We start from the raw sequence: 16,897 nt of genomic DNA on the forward strand, positions 1-16,897 counted from the left end.
GCCTTTTACGAATAAGAAGATATAGGGGGGACGATGCTGACTCAGAAAGAATTGGATTATATCAGGACATTTAAACAGACGAATTTACATCGATTTCGGGAAATTGAAACCTTTGTGAAACTATGCAAAAAATCACTCAAACAGCCATCGCAAGCTGACAATCCTAGGACTTTTTGATATACTAAGACAGATAAATTGAATAGGAGAAACGATATGGCTGTATATGGCAGAATCGAAGAAGTATCCGAAACGATACAGAGTAATGAAATAGAAAATAGATTGGATAGGAATCTTGAATCGAACCTGGAAAAAGAAGAGCGCCTAGCTTTCCCGTTTTTTAGACTCATCATTGGAAGTACGATTGCGACGGTTTTTTCTGTGGTGCTTCCTTTACTTTTAGATATGGTAAGTCCTTCTCAGGCTCAGGATTTGTATATAGGGTGGGCTTTGCATCAGGGAGGACAGCTCTACAGTAGCTATTATGCTGGTCAAGGTCTTCTCTATTACTTACTACTTTACATTACCCAAGGAGGTATCCTTTTTGCCTTGGTAGAATGGCTAGCCCTCTTAGGAGGGGGGTATTTCCTTTTTTCTGCAACTGACTATCTGACGGGACAGAGGGATCAAGCCAAACAACTCCTAACAATATTTTATATTTTGGTGTCTGGTCTCGGTTTTGGCGGAGGCTATGCTACGATTGTAGCTCTTCCATTCTTATTTGCAGGCTTTTCTTTAGTAGCGCGTTATCTATCAAATCCTAACCATGACAAGGGATTTCTACGTTTGGGGATTTTCTTAGCCCTATCATTTTTCATAGAACCCCTAACTAGTCTTCTATTTATTGTAGCGATAACTGTAGGTTTATTGGTCTTTAATGTTGGACATGGACGCTTTATACACGGAATTTATCAGTTTTTTGCAGTCTCACTTGGCTTTTCTCTCATATTTTATCCAGTGGGCTACTATGTCCTTGTTTCAGGTAGTTTTGGAGAAGCTCTAGGAAGTCTTTTATATCTGATTGATTCCCTTCAGATTTTTACCAATCCTCAACTAATAGATCATCTTTTATTCTATGGTTTGTTGACCTTTGGCTTAGGTGCTCTCGTTCTTGTTTTTCTAGGCTTGTTCCAATCGAAGGCATCAAAATTGTATGTTATTTCAGTACCAGCTAGCTTTGTTTTCTTATTTGCACTGGTCTTACTGATTTTTTCTCAAGAACCTCTTCATGGTTCGCGTTTGATTCTAATCCTTCCATTTTTACTCCTTCTTTTGATGGCCAGTATTCGTGGGGAACACTCGGAAAGGATAGCACGTCGTCGGAGAAGAGAGGAAGTTCCAACTTTATGGAAAAAATTTATGAAGGGAAATCTCTACTTACCGATTCTAGTAGTGGTTTATCTAATTGCAATTCCTCTTGTAGATCGTTTTGTCTTGCATCCAGCTTCTTATAGTGAACAACATCAAGTAGTGGATAGAATAAAACAAGAGACAAATGAGGGAGACCAAATCTATATCTGGGATTCTCATGTTCAGATTTATAAGGAAAGCCAGCGTTTGCCTGGTTCCATGTTCTTATCACCTCTTTTCTACACGAATACAGAAGAAAATAAAACTACCTTGATTAATGACTTGAAAGAAAAACAACCCAAGTTGATTGTGGTGAATGATAAGGTGGCGCTCTGGTCTGAAGTAGAAACACTCTTGAAAGAAAATTACCAACAAGTAAAGACTGATTACTCAGAATTCAAAGTCTATAAAATTAAATAAGCAAATCAATATCTTGTGTATTTTTAAAAAAATTAGGATTTTTAACACAAGATATTGATTTTTCTTTTTAGAGTGGTATAATACTTTTTAGATATCCTATTTTAGAAAAGAGCATGCATATGATTGCACTAGAAGAAAAGATTACAACTTTACCAACCCTTTTCGTTGAAAAACGAGATGGGAGACGTGTTGTATTTGATGTGGACAAGATTGACAAGGCTCTCCACAAGGCGGCTGACAAGGTTATGGAAGTGACACCTTTAGTTGAAAAACGCCTAAATGCTCTGACTGAGCGAATTGTCATAGAAATTCATAGTCGCTTTCCACAGGGAGTTAAGATTTATGAAATCCAAAATATCGTAGAACATGAACTCCTTGAAGCTAAAGAATATGCGCTGGCTGAAGAGTATATTACTTATCGGACACAGCGGGATTTTGAGCGCTCAAAAGCGACAGATATCAACTTTAGTATCCATAAGCTGCTCAATAAAGATCAGGAAGTTGTCAATGAAAATGCCAATAAAGACAGCGATGTCTTTAATACCCAGCGTGATTTGACAGCAGGGATTGTTGGGAAGTCAATCGGGTTGCAAATGCTTCCTAAGCACGTAGCCAATGCTCACCAAAAGGGGGATATCCACTATCATGATTTGGATTATAGCCCCTACACACCGATGACCAACTGCTGTTTGATTGATTTCAAGGGGATGTTGGAAAATGGTTTTAAGATTGGAAATGCAGAGGTAGAAAGTCCCAAGTCTATCCAGACTGCGACAGCTCAGATTTCCCAAATCATCGCCAACGTTGCTTCTAGCCAGTACGGTGGCTGTTCAGCTGACCGTATCGATGAAGTCTTGGCGCCTTATGCAGAGAAGAATTATCAAAAGCACCTCAAGGATGCGGAAGAGTGGGTCTTGCCTGACAAACGGGAAGATTACGCTTGGAAGAAAACCCAAAAAGACATCTACGATGCCATGCAATCTCTTGAGTATGAAATCAATACTCTCTTCACTTCAAATGGTCAAACACCTTTTACTTCACTAGGTTTTGGTCTGGGAACCAGTCGTTTTGAACGAGAAATTCAAAAAGCTATCTTGACCATTCGTATCAAGGGTCTTGGTTCAGAACATCGTACGGCTATCTTCCCTAAACTGATTTTTACTCTGAAAAGAGATCTTAACTTGGAAGAAGGGACTCCAAACTATGACATCAAACAGTTGGCCCTCGAGTGTGCAACCAAGCGGATGTACCCAGATGTTTTGTTCTATGATAAGATTGTTGACTTGACAGGTTCTTTCAAGGTTCCTATGGGTTGTCGTTCTTTCCTCCAAGGATGGAAGGATGAAAATGGTGTAGAAGTCAATTCAGGTCGTATGAACCTAGGTGTTGTGACAGTTAATCTACCTCGTATTGCTCTTGAGTCTGAAGGAGACATGAATAAGTTCTGGGAAATCTTCAACGAGCGTATGAATATCGCAGAAGATGCTCTGGTTTATCGTGTCGAACGTACTAAAGAGGCGACACCAGCCAATGCTCCTATCCTTTATCAGTACGGTGCTTTTGGCCATCGTCTGGGTAAAGAAGAAAGTGTTGACCAGCTCTTTAAGAATCGTCGCGCAACCGTTTCGCTGGGCTACATCGGTTTATACGAAGTGGCTACTGTCTTCTTTGGAAATAGCTGGGAACACAATCCAGAAGCTAAGGAATTCACGCTGGATATCATTCGTGATATGAAACGCCGTGTAGAAGAGTGGTCGGATCAATATGGTTACCATTTTTCTATCTACTCAACACCGTCTGAAAGTCTGACAGACCGTTTCTGCCGACTAGATACAGAGAAGTTTGGCTCTATTTCTGATATCACAGACAAGGAATACTACACCAATTCTTTCCATTATGATGTTCGTAAAAATCCAACACCGTTTGAAAAATTAGACTTTGAGAAAGTCTATCCAGAAGCAGGTGCGTCAGGTGGTTTTATCCATTATTGTGAGTATCCAGTCCTCCAGCAAAATCCAAAAGCCTTGGAAGCTGTCTGGGACTATGCCTATGACCGCGTGGGCTATCTAGGAACCAATACTCCGATTGACCATTGCTACAAGTGTGACTTTGAAGGGGATTTTGAACCAACTGAGAGAGGATTTGCTTGTCCAAACTGTGGCAATAGCGACCCTAAAACAGTAGATGTTGTTAAACGAACTTGTGGCTACTTAGGTAATCCTCAAGCAAGACCTATGGTCAATGGCCGTCACAAGGAAATCGCTGCGCGTGTCAAACACATGAATGGTTCAACGATTAAAACAGCTGGCCATCAAGTAACAAATTAGAAAGAAATGAAATGGGAAAATATCAATTAGATGATAAATAGAGCGTTATGTTGGATAAAAAATAATTATAAATTTGTAGTAGAGACGCTTGTAATTGGTTTTATGGGGATTTCCATAAGTGTTCAATCGAATCAATTGAGCAAGGTGGCTAATGCTATAGCAGAACAGGCAAATAGTCTTTCAAACGAGGCGAATAATGTGGCTAGGAAAGAATATGGAATTGAGATTACAGACATAGAGACGACTCCTCCTAAGTTGCATGCTCCAGTTCAAATAATGGGGGTTGAAGGGCTTACGATTGTAAATAAGACGTTAAGCTACAATATAAACATTCGTGAATTAAATGGCGTTCAACAATTAAAACTGCTATCTAAGAATGGAAATGTTATTCAAAGCAGTAGTTCGAAACGTCCGTATCTCCTTTTTAAAAGAGAGGAGCTACAAAATGGTGAAATTAATTTATATTTTTCAGATGAAATTCGAGATGAGGATGGAAGAAAGGTTATTCATTCGGCACCTTTAAACACATCAATTGAATCAATGAAGCAAATTGGTTATTATCGTTACTTTTACATATTAGCAGAATACAATGAATCATTTCAATTGTATTTAGTGGCAATGAAAAATTCACATAAAGGAGAAGAATTGTTTGAAAGATACAAAGTATATAATAAATTTGATATTCATGAGTTAAAATACTCGGATGATGAAGTATTTAAAGAGCTTGATTATAAAATGGCAGAGCAGTACGAAATGATTTATAATCATTATAATGAATTGAAACATTAGAAAGAAATGAAATGGGAAAATATCAATTAGACGATAAGGGGCGCGCACAAGTGGCCCGTTATCACGAGAAACACTCTAAAGGTGGAGCTGGTAAAAAAGAACGTTTACTCAGCCTCAGAGAACAATTTTTAAACAAGAATAAGAAAAAATAAAAGTGAGAGTTAGCTCTCGCTTTTCTCTTAGTGGGAGGTAAGGATGGAACTACGCAGACCAAGATTAGCAGATAAGACAGCTGTTATAGACATGATGGAGGAATTTGAAAAATATCAGTCGCCTCACGACGGTGGTTTTTGGGATACAGAGAATTTTTCTTATGAAGACTGGTTAGAAAACAATCAGAATCAGGAAATGGGGATTAATCTGCCTGAAGGATGGGTTCCAGCAATTCAGCTAGTAGCTTTTTCCGAGAAAGGTCAAGCACTTGGATTTCTTAATCTCCGATTGCGCCTCAGTGACTATTTGCTAGAAGTAGGTGGACACATCGGCTACTCCATCCGCCCTTCTGAAAGAGGTAAAGGTTATGCCAAAAAAGCCCTCAGACAAGGCCTGAAAGTTGCTAAGGAAAAGAACATCAAGAAAGCTCTTGTTACCTGTAGCGTGAATAATCCTGCTAGTAGAGCAGTCATTCTAGCAAATGGAGGTCTCATTGAGGATGTTCGTAATGGAGTCGAGCGTTATTGGATAGAGGTAGCGAATGAATAATCCAAAACCACAAGAATGGAAAAGCGAGGAACTTAGTCGGGGGCGTATCATCGACTACAAGGCCTTTAACTTTGTAGATGGAGAAGGCGTGCGTAACTCTCTCTATGTATCAGGTTGCATGTTTCATTGCGAGGGATGTTATAATGTTGCGACTTGGTCTTTTAATGCTGGCATTCCCTATACAGCAGAATTAGAAGAACAAATCATGGCAGATCTTGCTCAACCTTATGTTCAAGGATTGACCTTGCTGGGAGGGGAGCCCTTTCTCAATACGGGTATTCTCTTGCCGCTCGTTAAACGCATCCGAAAGGAATTGCCAGACAAAGATATCTGGTCCTGGACGGGCTACACTTGGGAAGAAATGATGCTGGAAACTCCGGATAAACTGGAACTCTTATCACTGATTGACATCCTTGTCGATGGACGGTATGACCGAACTAAGAGAAATCTTATGCTTCAGTTTCGAGGTTCGTCCAATCAACGAATTATCGATGTGCAAAAATCCCTCAAAAGTGGGCAAGTGGTGATTTGGGACAAACTCAATGACGGAAAAGAAAGCTATGAACAGGTGAAGAGAGAATGAAGAGAAAAGACTTAATAGACCAGCTTGTCTCAGAAATAGAAACGGGAAAAGTCAGGACATTAGGGATATACGGTCATGGGGCTTCGGGTAAATCAACCTTTGCACAGGAATTGTACCAAGCTTTGGATTCTACTACAGTAAATTTGCTAGAAACAGATCCCTATATCACCTCAGAACGTCACCTGGTAATACCAAAGCAAGCGCCGGATCAAAAGGTGACAGCTTGTCTGCCAGTGGCACATGAATTGGCAAGTTTGCAGAGAGATATCTTAGCTTTGCAGGCGGGTATGGATGTCTTGACAATTGAAGAGCCTTGGAGGGCTAGTGAGATCTTGCCTGGAGCAAAACCAATTCTGATTGTCGAAGGGATGTCTGTTGGCTTTCTGCCAAAGGAACTCTTTGACAAAACCATCTGTTTCTACACGGATGAGGAGACCGAATTAAAGCGGCGTCTAGCTCGAGATACGTCTGTTAGAAATCGCGATGCATCCTTTATATTGGCTAGCTATCAGATGAGACGGGAGCAATATCTACACTACTATAAAGAGACCGAGTCTAAGGCGGATATCTTAGTGGACCAATCAGAAGGTAAATTTGAGGTCAAGAGAACTTGAGTTATATAGAAGAAAATCCCTAATTTTAGAAAGAAAAAATAGGAAAACAGTTTCATTGTAAAAAAACGAAAAAACAGCAACGAATCCCTTGCAATCGCAGGGGCTTTGTGTTATTCTATTATGGTGCTGTAAATTACAGTCTTAGCTTTGATGCAAGAGGTTGCGACACGCTCGGTTGCATTGCCACGCAACACCGCGTCGGTTTTCTTGTGGAGCTAGCCTATTATCTTAAATAGACGAAAAGGAGAAAAAGATGGCAAACAAAAAAATCCGTATCCGTTTGAAAGCTTACGAACACCGTACGCTTGATACAGCGGCTGCAAAAATCGTAGAATCAGCTACTCGTACAGGTGCACAAGTTGCGGGTCCAATCCCACTTCCAACTGAACGTAGCCTCTACACAATCATTCGTGCGACTCACAAATATAAAGACTCTCGCGAACAATTTGAAATGCGTACACACAAACGTTTGATCGATATCGTTAACCCAACTCAAAAAACAGTTGATGCTTTGATGAAATTGGATCTTCCAAGTGGTGTAAACGTAGAAATCAAACTTTAATCTAAAATATAAAAGAGCAGAGGCTGGTGTTTCAATCTAATTGAACACGGGCTAAACTCGGTGTGAAAAAGATAAACTTCCTAGTGTCCGCTAGACACTGCGTCAGTTTCCTATTTTCACTTTGAGTTTGACGCCCTTTGTATCTTAGACTTGAGCATAAAAAACGCTCGTTAAAAACTTTTTGAATAAAAAATATAGAAAAGGAACTATTTTCTCATGACAAAAGGAATCTTAGGGAAAAAAGTGGGAATGACTCAAATCTTCACTGAAGCTGGCGAATTGATCCCTGTAACAGTTATTGAAGCAACTCCAAACGTTGTTCTTCAAGTTAAAACTGTTGAAACAGACGGATACAACGCTATCCAAGTTGGTTTCGATGACAAACGCGAAGTATTGAGCAACAAACCTGCTAAAGGACATGTAGCGAAAGCTAACACGGCTCCTAAGCGCTTCATTCGTGAATTCAAAAACGTTGAAGGCTTGGAAGTTGGTGCTGAAATTACAGTTGAAACATTCGCAGCTGGAGACGTTGTTGACGTAACTGGTACTTCTAAAGGTAAAGGTTTCCAAGGTGTTATCAAGCGCCACGGACAATCACGTGGACCAATGGCTCACGGTTCTCGTTACCACCGTCGTCCAGGTTCAATGGGACCTGTTGCACCTAACCGCGTATTCAAAGGTAAAAACCTTGCAGGACGTATGGGTGGCGACCGCGTAACAATTCAAAACCTTGAAGTTGTACAAGTTGTTCCAGAAAAGAACGTTATCCTTATCAAAGGTAACGTACCAGGTGCTAAGAAATCTCTTATCACTATCAAATCAGCAGTTAAAGCTGGTAAATAATAAAGAAAGGGGAAATCAGTCACAATGGCAAACGTAACATTATTTGACCAAACTGGTAAAGAAGCTGGCCAAGTTGTTCTTAACGATGCAGTATTTGGTATTGAACCAAATGAATCAGTTGTGTTTGATGTGATCATCAGCCAACGCGCAAGCCTTCGTCAAGGAACACACGCTGTTAAAAACCGCTCTGCAGTATCAGGTGGTGGACGCAAACCATGGCGTCAAAAAGGAACTGGACGTGCTCGTCAAGGTTCTATCCGCTCACCACAATGGCGTGGTGGTGGTGTTGTCTTCGGACCAACTCCACGTTCATATGGCTACAAACTTCCACAAAAAGTTCGTCGCCTAGCTCTTAAATCAGTTTACTCTGAAAAAGTTGCTGAAAACAAATTCGTAGCTGTAGACGCTCTTTCATTTACAGCTCCAAAAACTGCTGAATTTGCAAAAGTTCTTGCAGCATTGAGCATCGATTCTAAAGTTCTTGTTATCCTTGAAGAAGGAAATGAATTCGCAGCTCTTTCAGCTCGTAACCTTCCAAACGTGAAAGTTGCAACTGCTACAACTGCAAGTGTTCTTGACATCGCAAATAGCGACAAACTTCTTGTCACACAAGCAGCTATCTCTAAAATCGAGGAGGTTCTTGCATAATGAATTTGTATGATGTTATCAAAAAACCTGTCATCACTGAAAGCTCAATGGCTCAACTTGAAGCAGGGAAATATGTATTTGAAGTTGACACTCGTGCACACAAACTTTTGATTAAGCAAGCTGTTGAAGCTGCTTTCGAAGGTGTTAAAGTTGCCAACGTTAACACAATCAACGTAAAACCTAAAGCTAAACGTGTTGGACGTTACACTGGTTTTACTAACAAAACTAAAAAAGCTATCATCACACTTACAGCTGATTCAAAAGCAATCGAGTTGTTTGCTGCTGAAGCTGAATAATCTAAGGAGGAAATATCGTGGGAATTCGTGTTTATAAACCAACAACAAACGGTCGCCGTAATATGACTTCTTTGGATTTCGCTGAAATCACAACAAGCACTCCTGAAAAATCATTGCTTGTTGCATTGAAGAGCAAGGCTGGTCGTAACAACAACGGTCGTATCACTGTTCGTCACCAAGGTGGTGGACACAAACGTTTCTACCGTTTGGTTGACTTCAAACGTAACAAAGACAACGTTGAAGCAGTTGTTAAAACTATCGAGTACGATCCAAACCGTTCTGCAAACATCGCTCTGGTACACTACACTGACGGTGTGAAAGCATACATCATCGCTCCAAAAGGTCTTGAAGTAGGTCAACGTATCGTTTCAGGTCCAGAAGCAGATATCAAAGTCGGAAACGCTCTTCCACTTGCTAACATCCCAGTTGGTACTTTGATCCACAACATCGAGTTGAAACCAGGTCGTGGTGGTGAATTGGTACGTGCTGCTGGAGCATCTGCTCAAGTATTGGGTTCTGAAGGTAAATACGTACTTGTTCGTCTTCAATCAGGTGAAGTTCGTATGATTCTTGGAACTTGCCGTGCTACAGTTGGTGTTGTCGGAAACGAACAACATGGACTTGTAAACCTTGGTAAAGCAGGACGTAGCCGTTGGAAAGGTATCCGCCCAACAGTTCGTGGTTCTGTAATGAACCCTAACGATCACCCACACGGTGGTGGTGAAGGTAAAGCACCGGTTGGTCGTAAAGCACCATCTACTCCATGGGGCAAACCTGCTCTTGGTCTTAAAACTCGTAACAAGAAAGCGAAATCTGACAAACTTATCGTTCGTCGTCGCAACGAGAAATAATATTAAACTAGTCGCTTAAGCAACTAGTAAATCCGCCAGCTCGGTAGCGCTCCATGTGAGCGCAAGCCGCTGTGGTACAACATTTAAAGGAGAAAATATAAAAATGGGACGCAGTCTTAAAAAAGGACCTTTCGTCGATGAGCATTTGATGAAAAAAGTTGAAGCTCAAGCTAACGACGAAAAGAAAAAAGTTATTAAAACTTGGTCACGTCGTTCAACGATCTTCCCAAGTTTCATTGGTTACACTATTGCAGTTTATGACGGACGTAAACACGTACCTGTTTACATCCAAGAAGACATGGTAGGTCACAAACTTGGTGAATTTGCACCAACTCGTACTTACAAAGGTCACGCTGCAGACGACAAGAAAACACGTAGAAAATAAGGAGAACATAAATGGCAGAAATTACTTCAGCTAAAGCAATGGCTCGTACAGTACGTGTTTCACCTCGTAAATCACGTCTTGTTCTTGATAACATCCGTGGTAAAAGCGTAGCCGATGCAATCGCAATCTTGACATTCACTCCAAACAAAGCTGCTGAAATCATCTTGAAAGTTTTGAACTCAGCTGTAGCTAACGCTGAAAACAACTTTGGTTTGGATAAAGCTAACTTGGTAGTATCTGAAGCATTCGCAAACGAAGGACCAACTATGAAACGTTTCCGTCCACGTGCGAAAGGTTCAGCTTCACCAATCAACAAACGTACAGCTCACATCACTGTAGCTGTTGCAGAAAAATAAGGAGGTAAAATCGTGGGTCAAAAAGTACATCCAATTGGTATGCGTGTCGGCATCATCCGTGATTGGGATGCCAAATGGTATGCTGAAAAAGAATACGCGGATTACCTTCATGAAGATCTTGCAATCCGTAAATTCGTTCAAAAAGAACTTGCTGACGCAGCAGTTTCAACTATCGAAATCGAACGCGCAGTAAACAAAGTTAACGTTTCACTTCACACTGCTAAACCAGGTATGGTTATCGGTAAAGGTGGTGCTAACGTTGATGCACTCCGTGCAAAACTTAACAAATTGACTGGAAAACAAGTACACATCAACATCATCGAAATCAAACAACCTGATTTGGATGCTCACCTTGTAGGTGAAGGAATTGCTCGTCAATTGGAGCAACGTGTGGCTTTCCGTCGTGCACAAAAACAAGCAATCCAACGTGCAATGCGTGCTGGAGCTAAAGGAATCAAAACTCAAGTATCAGGTCGTTTGAACGGTGCAGATATCGCCCGTGCTGAAGGATACTCTGAAGGAACTGTTCCACTTCACACACTTCGTGCAGATATCGATTACGCTTGGGAAGAAGCAGATACTACATACGGTAAACTTGGTGTTAAAGTATGGATCTACCGTGGTGAAGTTCTTCCAGCTCGCAAAAACACTAAAGGAGGTAAATAACCAATGTTAGTACCTAAACGTGTTAAACACCGTCGTGAATTCCGTGGAAAAATGCGCGGTGAAGCAAAAGGTGGAAAAGAAGTAGCATTCGGTGAATACGGTCTTCAAGCTACAACTAGCCACTGGATCACTAACCGCCAAATCGAAGCTGCTCGTATCGCCATGACTCGTTACATGAAACGTGGTGGTAAAGTTTGGATTAAAATCTTCCCACACAAATCATACACTGCTAAAGCTATCGGTGTGCGTATGGGATCTGGTAAAGGGGCACCTGAAGGTTGGGTAGCACCAGTTAAACGTGGTAAAGTGATGTTCGAAATCGCTGGTGTATCTGAAGAGATTGCACGTGAAGCGCTTCGTCTTGCTAGCCACAAATTGCCAGTTAAATGTAAATTCGTAAAACGTGAAGCAGAATAAGGAGAAGGCATGAAACTTAATGAAGTAAAAGAATTTGTTAAAGAACTTCGTGGTCTTTCTCAAGAAGAACTCGCGAAGCGCGAAAACGAATTGAAAAAAGAATTGTTTGAACTTCGTTTCCAAGCTGCTACTGGTCAATTGGAACAAACAGCTCGCTTGAAAGAAGTTAAAAAACAAATCGCTCGTATCAAAACAGTTCAATCTGAAGCGAAATAATAGACTAGGGAAGGAGAAATTTCAATGGAACGCAATAATCGTAAAGTTCTTGTTGGACGTGTTGTATCTGACAAAATGGACAAGACAATCACAGTTGTAGTTGAAACAAAACGTAACCACCCAGTCTATGGTAAACGTATTAACTACTCTAAAAAATACAAAGCTCATGATGAAAACAATGTTGCCAAAGAAGGCGATATCGTACGTATCATGGAAACTCGTCCGCTTTCAGCTACAAAACGTTTCCGTCTTGTAGAAGTTGTTGAAGAAGCGGTCATCATCTAATCAAACCTGAAAGGAGAAAACTGAAATGATTCAAACAGAAACTCGTTTGAAAGTCGCAGACAACAGCGGTGCTCGCGAAATCTTGACTATCAAAGTTCTTGGTGGTTCAGGACGTAAATTTGCAAACATCGGTGATGTTATCGTGGCATCTGTAAAACAAGCTACTCCTGGTGGTGCGGTTAAAAAAGGTGACGTTGTTAAAGCAGTTATCGTTCGTACTAAATCAGGTGCTCGTCGTGCTGATGGTTCATACATCAAATTTGACGAAAACGCAGCAGTTATCATCCGTGAAGACAAAACTCCTCGCGGAACACGTATCTTTGGCCCAGTTGCACGTGAATTGCGTGAAGGTGGCTTCATGAAGATCGTGTCACTTGCTCCAGAAGTACTTTAATTTTTAAAAACAAACTAGTCCCCTAGCTTCAAGCTAGGGTGCCCTTATGGGCGTAAGAAAAATCAAGGAGAAACCTAATGTTTGTAAAAAAAGGCGACAAAGTTCGCGTAATCGCTGGTAAAGATAAGGGAACAGAAGCTGTTGTCCTTACTGCCCTTCCAAAAGTAAACAAAGTTATCGTTGAAGGTGTTAACATCGTTAAGAAACACCAACGTCCAACTAACGAACTTCCTCAAGGTGGTATCATCGAGAAAGAAGCAGCTATCCACGTATCAAACGTTCAAGTTTTGGACAAAAATGGTGTAGCTGGTCGTGTTGGTTACAAATTTGTAGACGGTAAAAAAGTTCGCTACAACAAAAAATCAGGCGAAGTGCTTGATTAATCACGAAGGAAAGGAGAAGTATAATGGCAAATCGTTTAAAAGAAAAATATCTTAATGAAGTAGTTCCTGCTTTGACAGAACAATTCAACTACTCATCAGTGATGGCTGTGCCTAAAGTAGATAAGATCGTTTTGAACATGGGTGTTGGAGAAGCTGTATCAAACGCTAAAAGCCTTGAAAAAGCTGCTGAAGAATTGGCACTTATCTCAGGTCAAAAACCACTTATCACTAAAGCTAAAAAATCAATCGCCGGCTTCCGTCTTCGTGAAGGTGTTGCGATCGGTGCAAAAGTTACCCTTCGTGGTGAACGTATGTACGAATTCTTGGATAAATTGGTATCAGTTTCACTTCCACGTGTACGTGACTTCCACGGTGTTCCAACAAAATCATTTGACGGACGCGGAAACTACACACTTGGTGTGAAAGAACAATTGATTTTCCCAGAAATCAACTTCGATGACGTTGACAAAACTCGTGGTCTTGACATCGTTATCGTAACAACTGCTAACACTGACGAAGAGTCACGTGCATTGCTTACAGGCCTTGGAATGCCTTTTGCAAAATAATATAGGAGGTAAATCTAATGGCTAAAAAATCAATGATTGCTAAGAACAAACGTCCAGCGAAGTTCTCTACTCAAGCTTATACTCGTTGTGAAAAATGTGGTCGTCCACATTCAGTTTACCGCAAATTTAAACTTTGCCGTGTTTGCTTCCGTGAATTAGCTTACAAAGGACAAATTCCTGGTGTAACAAAAGCATCTTGGTAATTCTAGCTTTCAATCCCGTCGTGATTCGTCGTTATCTGCTTTTGACTAACTCAAGTTATGCCTGCAAGCAAGATGCCTAGAATCACTTAGGAATTGAAACCTAGAAACATATTCTGAGCTTAGCTCAATCATTAACTAGCAAGTGCCACTTGCAAACTACTAGTAAGAGGAGAAAAACAAAATGGTTATGACTGACCCAATCGCAGACTTCCTAACTCGTATTCGTAACGCTAACCAAGCTAAACACGAAGTACTTGAAGTACCTGCATCAAACATCAAAAAAGGGATTGCTGAAATCCTTAAACGCGAAGGTTTTGTAAAAAACGTTGAAATCATCGAAGATGACAAACAAGGCATCATCCGTGTATTCCTTAAATACGGACCAAACGGTGAAAAAGTTATCACTAACTTGAAACGTGTTTCTAAACCAGGACTTCGTGTCTACAAAAAACGTGAAGACCTTCCAAAAGTTCTTAACGGACTTGGAATTGCTATCCTTTCAACTTCTGAAGGTTTGCTTACTGATAAAGAAGCACGCCAAAAGAATGTTGGTGGTGAGGTTATCGCTTACGTTTGGTAATATTTAGCTCCCAATTTCTTTGTGACTCGTCGTTATCGTCTCTTGCCTAACCCAAAGTTATGCCTGCGAGACGATGCCTAGATTCACTTTGAAATTGAAACCTAAATGTTCCTTTAAATCGAGAAATCGATTTAGCCCCCGTGAAAACTGGCCGTTCTGGCCTGACAATTTAACAGGAGAAAATAAACATGTCACGTATTGGTAATAAAGTTATCGTGTTGCCTGCTGGTGTTGAACTCACTAACAATGACAACGTTGTAACTGTAAAAGGACCTAAAGGAGAACTTACTCGTGAGTTCTCAAAAGATATTGAAATCCGTGTGGAAGGTACTGAAGTAACTCTTCACCGTCCAAACGATTCAAAAGAAATGAAAACTATCCACGGAACTACTCGTGCTCTTTTGAACAACATGGTTGTTGGTGTATCAGAAGGATTCAAGAAAGAACTTGAAATGCGCGGGGTTGGTTACCGTGCACAACTTCAAGGATCTAAACTTGTTTTGGCTGTTGGTAAATCTCATCCAGATGAAGTTGAAGCTCCAGAAGGAATTACTTTTGAACTTCCAAACCCAACAACAATCATTGTTAGCGGAATTTCAAAAGAAGTAGTTGGTCAAACAGCTGCTTACGTACGTAGCCTTCGTTCACCAGAACCATATAAAGGTAAAGGTATCCGTTACGTTGGTGAATTCGTTCGCCGTAAAGAAGGTAAAACAGGTAAATAATGTTGAGTGGTTGATTCTCAACCACCAACCTATTTTCCAACTTTGTGCATAGCACACGATTTAAAACTAAAGAGGTGAAAACTGTGATTTCAAAACCAGATAAAAACAAACTCCGCCAAAAACGCCACCGTCGCGTTCGCGGAAAACTCTCTGGAACTGCTGATCGCCCACGTTTGAACGTATTCCGTTCTAATACAGGCATCTACGCTCAAGTGATTGATGACGTAGCGGGTGTAACGCTCGCAAGTGCTTCAACTCTTGACAAAGAAGTTTCAAAAGGAACTAAAACTGAACAAGCCGTTGCTGTCGGTAAACTCGTTGCAGAACGTGCAAACGCTAAAGGTATTTCAGAAGTGGTGTTCGACCGCGGTGGATATCTATATCACGGACGTGTGAAAGCTTTGGCTGATGCAGCTCGTGAAAACGGATTGAAATTCTAATAGGAGGACACTAGAAAATGGCATTTAAAGACAATGCAGTTGAATTAGAAGAACGCGTAGTTGCTGTCAACCGTGTTACAAAAGTTGTTAAAGGTGGACGTCGTCTTCGTTTCGCAGCTCTTGTTGTTGTTGGTGACCACAACGGTCGCGTAGGATTTGGTACTGGTAAAGCTCAAGAAGTTCCAGAAGCAATCCGTAAAGCAGTAGATGATGCTAAGAAAAACTTGATCGAAGTTCCTATGGTTGGAACAACAATCCCACACGAAGTTCTTTCAGAATTCGGTGGAGCTAAAGTATTGTTGAAACCTGCTGTAGAAGGTTCTGGAGTTGCCGCTGGTGGTGCAGTTCGTGCCGTTGTGGAATTGGCAGGTGTGGCAGATATTACATCTAAATCACTTGGTTCTAACACTCCAATCAACATTGTTCGTGCAACTGTTGAAGGTTTGAAACAATTGAAACGCGCTGAAGAAGTTGCTGCCCTTCGTGGTATTTCAGTTTCTGATTTGGCATAAGAAAGGGGATAAAATGGCTCAAATTAAAATTACTTTGACTAAGTCTCCAATCGGACGCATTCCATCACAACGTAAAACTGTTGTAGCACTTGGACTTGGCAAATTGAACAGCTCTGTTATTAAAGAAGATAACGCTGCTATCCGTGGTATGATCACAGCAGTATCTCACTTGGTAACAGTTGAAGAAGTAAACTAATGAATTTTTAGGGGATGTGCACTATACCATCCCCTAAAACTAGATATAGTCATCTATGATGATGTCGTATAGGCGAGTTGATGGGGGAGACAACCTTTTCTCCCTTATCGGCGCTAGCATTTTACAAAAGAGGAGAAAATAAAAATGAAACTTCATGAATTGAAACCTGCAGAAGGTTCTCGTAAAGTACGTAACCGCGTTGGTCGTGGTACTTCATCAGGTAACGGTAAAACATCTGGTCGTGGTCAAAAAGGTCAAAAAGCTCGTAGCGGTGGCGGAGTTCGCCTTGGTTTTGAAGGTGGACAAACTCCATTGTTCCGTCGTCTTCCAAAACGTGGATTCACTAACATCAACGCTAAAGAATACGCAATTGTGAACCTTGACCAATTGAACGTCTTTGAAGATGGTGCTGAAGTTACTCCAGTTGTTCTTATCGAAGCAGGAATTGTTAAAGCTGAAAAATCAGGTATTAAAATTCTTGGTAACGGTGAGTTGACTAAGAAATTGACTGTGAAAGCAGCTAAATTCTCTAAATCAGCTGAAGAAGCTATCACTGCTAAAGGTGGTTCAGTAGAAGTCATCTAAGAGAGG

28 protein-coding genes are annotated in these 16,897 nt (G+C 40.8%); all 28 read left to right on the plus strand.

The features are described from left to right. The first annotated feature begins 213 nt into the window (after positions 1-213). The gene (locus tag HT718_RS00875) at positions 214-1,767 is read left to right on the plus strand and encodes a damage-inducible protein CinA (protein ID WP_173266666.1); all 1,554 of its coding nucleotides are present in this window, start codon (positions 214-216) and stop codon (positions 1,765-1,767) included. Positions 1,768-1,886: 119 nt separating this feature from the next. Then, positions 1,887-4,094 (plus strand): anaerobic ribonucleoside-triphosphate reductase, encoded by a 2,208-nt coding sequence (gene nrdD, locus HT718_RS00880; protein WP_173266668.1) that lies wholly within the window; start codon positions 1,887-1,889, stop codon positions 4,092-4,094. 30 nt (positions 4,095-4,124) lie between these two features. After that, positions 4,125-4,883 (plus strand): hypothetical protein, encoded by a 759-nt coding sequence (locus tag HT718_RS00885; protein ID WP_173266670.1) that lies wholly within the window; start codon positions 4,125-4,127, stop codon positions 4,881-4,883. An 11-nt stretch (positions 4,884-4,894) separates the two neighbouring features. Further along, positions 4,895-5,035 (plus strand): hypothetical protein, encoded by a 141-nt coding sequence (locus HT718_RS00890; RefSeq protein WP_049540586.1) that lies wholly within the window; start codon positions 4,895-4,897, stop codon positions 5,033-5,035. Between the two features lie 43 nt (positions 5,036-5,078). Next, positions 5,079-5,585: a GNAT family N-acetyltransferase gene (locus HT718_RS00895; protein WP_173266672.1), complete on the plus strand. Its 507-nt coding sequence runs from the start codon at positions 5,079-5,081 to the stop codon at positions 5,583-5,585. Continuing rightward, complete coding sequence (gene nrdG, locus HT718_RS00900) at positions 5,578-6,168, plus strand: anaerobic ribonucleoside-triphosphate reductase activating protein (protein ID WP_173266674.1); 591 nt, start codon at positions 5,578-5,580, stop codon at positions 6,166-6,168. The genes HT718_RS00895 and nrdG overlap by 8 nt, the downstream gene beginning before the upstream one ends. Next, complete coding sequence (locus HT718_RS00905; protein ID WP_173266676.1) at positions 6,165-6,782, plus strand: phosphoribulokinase; 618 nt, start codon at positions 6,165-6,167, stop codon at positions 6,780-6,782. Before nrdG ends, HT718_RS00905 begins: the two co-directional genes overlap by 4 nt. Positions 6,783-7,035: 253 nt before the next feature. Continuing rightward, positions 7,036-7,344, plus strand: coding sequence for a 30S ribosomal protein S10 (gene rpsJ / locus HT718_RS00910; RefSeq protein ID WP_001284513.1), 309 nt, complete (start codon positions 7,036-7,038; stop codon positions 7,342-7,344). A 216-nt stretch (positions 7,345-7,560) separates the two neighbouring features. Beyond that, positions 7,561-8,187 (plus strand): 50S ribosomal protein L3, encoded by a 627-nt coding sequence (rplC, locus tag HT718_RS00915; RefSeq protein ID WP_000160197.1) that lies wholly within the window; start codon positions 7,561-7,563, stop codon positions 8,185-8,187. 24 nt (positions 8,188-8,211) lie between these two features. Beyond that, positions 8,212-8,835 carry a 50S ribosomal protein L4 gene (gene rplD, locus HT718_RS00920; RefSeq protein ID WP_000024537.1) on the plus strand — a complete coding sequence of 208 codons (624 nt, stop codon included), beginning with the start codon at positions 8,212-8,214 and terminating at the stop codon, positions 8,833-8,835. Beyond that, on the plus strand, positions 8,835-9,131 hold the full coding sequence (locus HT718_RS00925) for a 50S ribosomal protein L23 (RefSeq protein WP_001055347.1): 297 nt from the start codon (positions 8,835-8,837) through the stop codon (positions 9,129-9,131). The genes rplD and HT718_RS00925 overlap by 1 nt, the downstream gene beginning before the upstream one ends. A gap of 17 nt (positions 9,132-9,148) precedes the next feature. Continuing rightward, positions 9,149-9,982 (plus strand): 50S ribosomal protein L2, encoded by an 834-nt coding sequence (rplB, locus tag HT718_RS00930; protein WP_000512911.1) that lies wholly within the window; start codon positions 9,149-9,151, stop codon positions 9,980-9,982. 103 nt (positions 9,983-10,085) lie between these two features. After that, positions 10,086-10,367, plus strand: coding sequence for a 30S ribosomal protein S19 (gene rpsS, locus HT718_RS00935; RefSeq protein WP_000533766.1), 282 nt, complete (start codon positions 10,086-10,088; stop codon positions 10,365-10,367). An 11-nt stretch (positions 10,368-10,378) separates the two neighbouring features. Continuing rightward, positions 10,379-10,723 (plus strand): 50S ribosomal protein L22, encoded by a 345-nt coding sequence (gene rplV, locus HT718_RS00940; RefSeq protein WP_000818137.1) that lies wholly within the window; start codon positions 10,379-10,381, stop codon positions 10,721-10,723. 12 nt (positions 10,724-10,735) lie between these two features. Next, positions 10,736-11,389 (plus strand): 30S ribosomal protein S3, encoded by a 654-nt coding sequence (gene rpsC, locus HT718_RS00945; protein ID WP_000529936.1) that lies wholly within the window; start codon positions 10,736-10,738, stop codon positions 11,387-11,389. Positions 11,390-11,392: 3 nt separating this feature from the next. After that, positions 11,393-11,806: a 50S ribosomal protein L16 gene (gene rplP, locus HT718_RS00950; protein WP_000960946.1), complete on the plus strand. Its 414-nt coding sequence runs from the start codon at positions 11,393-11,395 to the stop codon at positions 11,804-11,806. A gap of 9 nt (positions 11,807-11,815) precedes the next feature. Beyond that, complete coding sequence (gene rpmC, locus HT718_RS00955; protein ID WP_000772918.1) at positions 11,816-12,022, plus strand: 50S ribosomal protein L29; 207 nt, start codon at positions 11,816-11,818, stop codon at positions 12,020-12,022. 24 nt (positions 12,023-12,046) lie between these two features. Beyond that, entirely contained in the window at positions 12,047-12,307 is a 261-nt protein-coding gene (rpsQ, locus tag HT718_RS00960) for a 30S ribosomal protein S17 (protein ID WP_000440801.1), read from the plus strand. Between the two features lie 25 nt (positions 12,308-12,332). Beyond that, positions 12,333-12,701, plus strand: a complete 369-nt coding sequence (rplN, locus tag HT718_RS00965) for a 50S ribosomal protein L14 (RefSeq protein ID WP_000616545.1) — start codon at positions 12,333-12,335, stop codon at positions 12,699-12,701. 77 nt (positions 12,702-12,778) lie between these two features. Next, a complete protein-coding gene (rplX, locus tag HT718_RS00970) occupies positions 12,779-13,084 on the plus strand; it encodes a 50S ribosomal protein L24 (protein ID WP_000497691.1) in 306 nt (101 codons plus the stop codon). Positions 13,085-13,107: 23 nt separating this feature from the next. Continuing rightward, positions 13,108-13,650 carry a 50S ribosomal protein L5 gene (gene rplE / locus HT718_RS00975; protein WP_000013542.1) on the plus strand — a complete coding sequence of 181 codons (543 nt, stop codon included), beginning with the start codon at positions 13,108-13,110 and terminating at the stop codon, positions 13,648-13,650. 17 nt (positions 13,651-13,667) lie between these two features. Beyond that, positions 13,668-13,853 carry a type Z 30S ribosomal protein S14 gene (locus tag HT718_RS00980; protein ID WP_001085697.1) on the plus strand — a complete coding sequence of 62 codons (186 nt, stop codon included), beginning with the start codon at positions 13,668-13,670 and terminating at the stop codon, positions 13,851-13,853. A 181-nt stretch (positions 13,854-14,034) separates the two neighbouring features. After that, entirely contained in the window at positions 14,035-14,433 is a 399-nt protein-coding gene (gene rpsH, locus HT718_RS00985; protein ID WP_000245504.1) for a 30S ribosomal protein S8, read from the plus strand. A gap of 188 nt (positions 14,434-14,621) precedes the next feature. Continuing rightward, positions 14,622-15,158 (plus strand): 50S ribosomal protein L6, encoded by a 537-nt coding sequence (rplF, locus tag HT718_RS00990; RefSeq protein ID WP_000086639.1) that lies wholly within the window; start codon positions 14,622-14,624, stop codon positions 15,156-15,158. An 83-nt stretch (positions 15,159-15,241) separates the two neighbouring features. Then, positions 15,242-15,598 carry a 50S ribosomal protein L18 gene (rplR, locus tag HT718_RS00995; protein ID WP_000624044.1) on the plus strand — a complete coding sequence of 119 codons (357 nt, stop codon included), beginning with the start codon at positions 15,242-15,244 and terminating at the stop codon, positions 15,596-15,598. 17 nt (positions 15,599-15,615) lie between these two features. After that, positions 15,616-16,110 carry a 30S ribosomal protein S5 gene (rpsE, locus tag HT718_RS01000; RefSeq protein ID WP_000874202.1) on the plus strand — a complete coding sequence of 165 codons (495 nt, stop codon included), beginning with the start codon at positions 15,616-15,618 and terminating at the stop codon, positions 16,108-16,110. A 13-nt stretch (positions 16,111-16,123) separates the two neighbouring features. After that, positions 16,124-16,306 (plus strand): 50S ribosomal protein L30, encoded by a 183-nt coding sequence (gene rpmD / locus HT718_RS01005; RefSeq protein ID WP_000057241.1) that lies wholly within the window; start codon positions 16,124-16,126, stop codon positions 16,304-16,306. Positions 16,307-16,450: 144 nt separating this feature from the next. Next, entirely contained in the window at positions 16,451-16,891 is a 441-nt protein-coding gene (gene rplO, locus HT718_RS01010; protein ID WP_000766087.1) for a 50S ribosomal protein L15, read from the plus strand. The last annotated feature ends 6 nt before the right edge of the window (positions 16,892-16,897 follow it).

Source organism: Streptococcus sp. 714 (assembly GCF_013277115.1).
In the GTDB taxonomy this organism is placed as follows: Bacteria; Bacillota; Bacilli; order Lactobacillales; family Streptococcaceae; genus Streptococcus.

What these genes read in the sequence shown, in the direction of transcription:
- HT718_RS00875 (WP_173266666.1), top strand. Translation starts at nt 214, where the DNA reads ATGGCTGTATATGGCAGAATCGAAGAAGTATCCGAAACGATACAGAGT.
- nrdD (WP_173266668.1), top strand. Translation starts at nt 1,887, where the DNA reads ATGATTGCACTAGAAGAAAAGATTACAACTTTACCAACCCTTTTCGTT.
- HT718_RS00885 (WP_173266670.1), top strand. Translation starts at nt 4,125, where the DNA reads ATGATAAATAGAGCGTTATGTTGGATAAAAAATAATTATAAATTTGTA.
- HT718_RS00890 (WP_049540586.1), top strand. Translation starts at nt 4,895, where the DNA reads ATGGGAAAATATCAATTAGACGATAAGGGGCGCGCACAAGTGGCCCGT.
- HT718_RS00895 (WP_173266672.1), top strand. Translation starts at nt 5,079, where the DNA reads ATGGAACTACGCAGACCAAGATTAGCAGATAAGACAGCTGTTATAGAC.
- nrdG (WP_173266674.1), top strand. Translation starts at nt 5,578, where the DNA reads ATGAATAATCCAAAACCACAAGAATGGAAAAGCGAGGAACTTAGTCGG.
- HT718_RS00905 (WP_173266676.1), top strand. Translation starts at nt 6,165, where the DNA reads ATGAAGAGAAAAGACTTAATAGACCAGCTTGTCTCAGAAATAGAAACG.
- rpsJ (WP_001284513.1), top strand. Translation starts at nt 7,036, where the DNA reads ATGGCAAACAAAAAAATCCGTATCCGTTTGAAAGCTTACGAACACCGT.
- rplC (WP_000160197.1), top strand. Translation starts at nt 7,561, where the DNA reads ATGACAAAAGGAATCTTAGGGAAAAAAGTGGGAATGACTCAAATCTTC.
- rplD (WP_000024537.1), top strand. Translation starts at nt 8,212, where the DNA reads ATGGCAAACGTAACATTATTTGACCAAACTGGTAAAGAAGCTGGCCAA.
- HT718_RS00925 (WP_001055347.1), top strand. Translation starts at nt 8,835, where the DNA reads ATGAATTTGTATGATGTTATCAAAAAACCTGTCATCACTGAAAGCTCA.
- rpsS (WP_000533766.1), top strand. Translation starts at nt 10,086, where the DNA reads ATGGGACGCAGTCTTAAAAAAGGACCTTTCGTCGATGAGCATTTGATG.
- rplV (WP_000818137.1), top strand. Translation starts at nt 10,379, where the DNA reads ATGGCAGAAATTACTTCAGCTAAAGCAATGGCTCGTACAGTACGTGTT.
- rplP (WP_000960946.1), top strand. Translation starts at nt 11,393, where the DNA reads ATGTTAGTACCTAAACGTGTTAAACACCGTCGTGAATTCCGTGGAAAA.
- rpmC (WP_000772918.1), top strand. Translation starts at nt 11,816, where the DNA reads ATGAAACTTAATGAAGTAAAAGAATTTGTTAAAGAACTTCGTGGTCTT.
- rpsQ (WP_000440801.1), top strand. Translation starts at nt 12,047, where the DNA reads ATGGAACGCAATAATCGTAAAGTTCTTGTTGGACGTGTTGTATCTGAC.
- rplN (WP_000616545.1), top strand. Translation starts at nt 12,333, where the DNA reads ATGATTCAAACAGAAACTCGTTTGAAAGTCGCAGACAACAGCGGTGCT.
- rplX (WP_000497691.1), top strand. Translation starts at nt 12,779, where the DNA reads ATGTTTGTAAAAAAAGGCGACAAAGTTCGCGTAATCGCTGGTAAAGAT.
- rplE (WP_000013542.1), top strand. Translation starts at nt 13,108, where the DNA reads ATGGCAAATCGTTTAAAAGAAAAATATCTTAATGAAGTAGTTCCTGCT.
- HT718_RS00980 (WP_001085697.1), top strand. Translation starts at nt 13,668, where the DNA reads ATGGCTAAAAAATCAATGATTGCTAAGAACAAACGTCCAGCGAAGTTC.
- rpsH (WP_000245504.1), top strand. Translation starts at nt 14,035, where the DNA reads ATGGTTATGACTGACCCAATCGCAGACTTCCTAACTCGTATTCGTAAC.
- rplF (WP_000086639.1), top strand. Translation starts at nt 14,622, where the DNA reads ATGTCACGTATTGGTAATAAAGTTATCGTGTTGCCTGCTGGTGTTGAA.
- rpsE (WP_000874202.1), top strand. Translation starts at nt 15,616, where the DNA reads ATGGCATTTAAAGACAATGCAGTTGAATTAGAAGAACGCGTAGTTGCT.
- rpmD (WP_000057241.1), top strand. Translation starts at nt 16,124, where the DNA reads ATGGCTCAAATTAAAATTACTTTGACTAAGTCTCCAATCGGACGCATT.
- rplO (WP_000766087.1), top strand. Translation starts at nt 16,451, where the DNA reads ATGAAACTTCATGAATTGAAACCTGCAGAAGGTTCTCGTAAAGTACGT.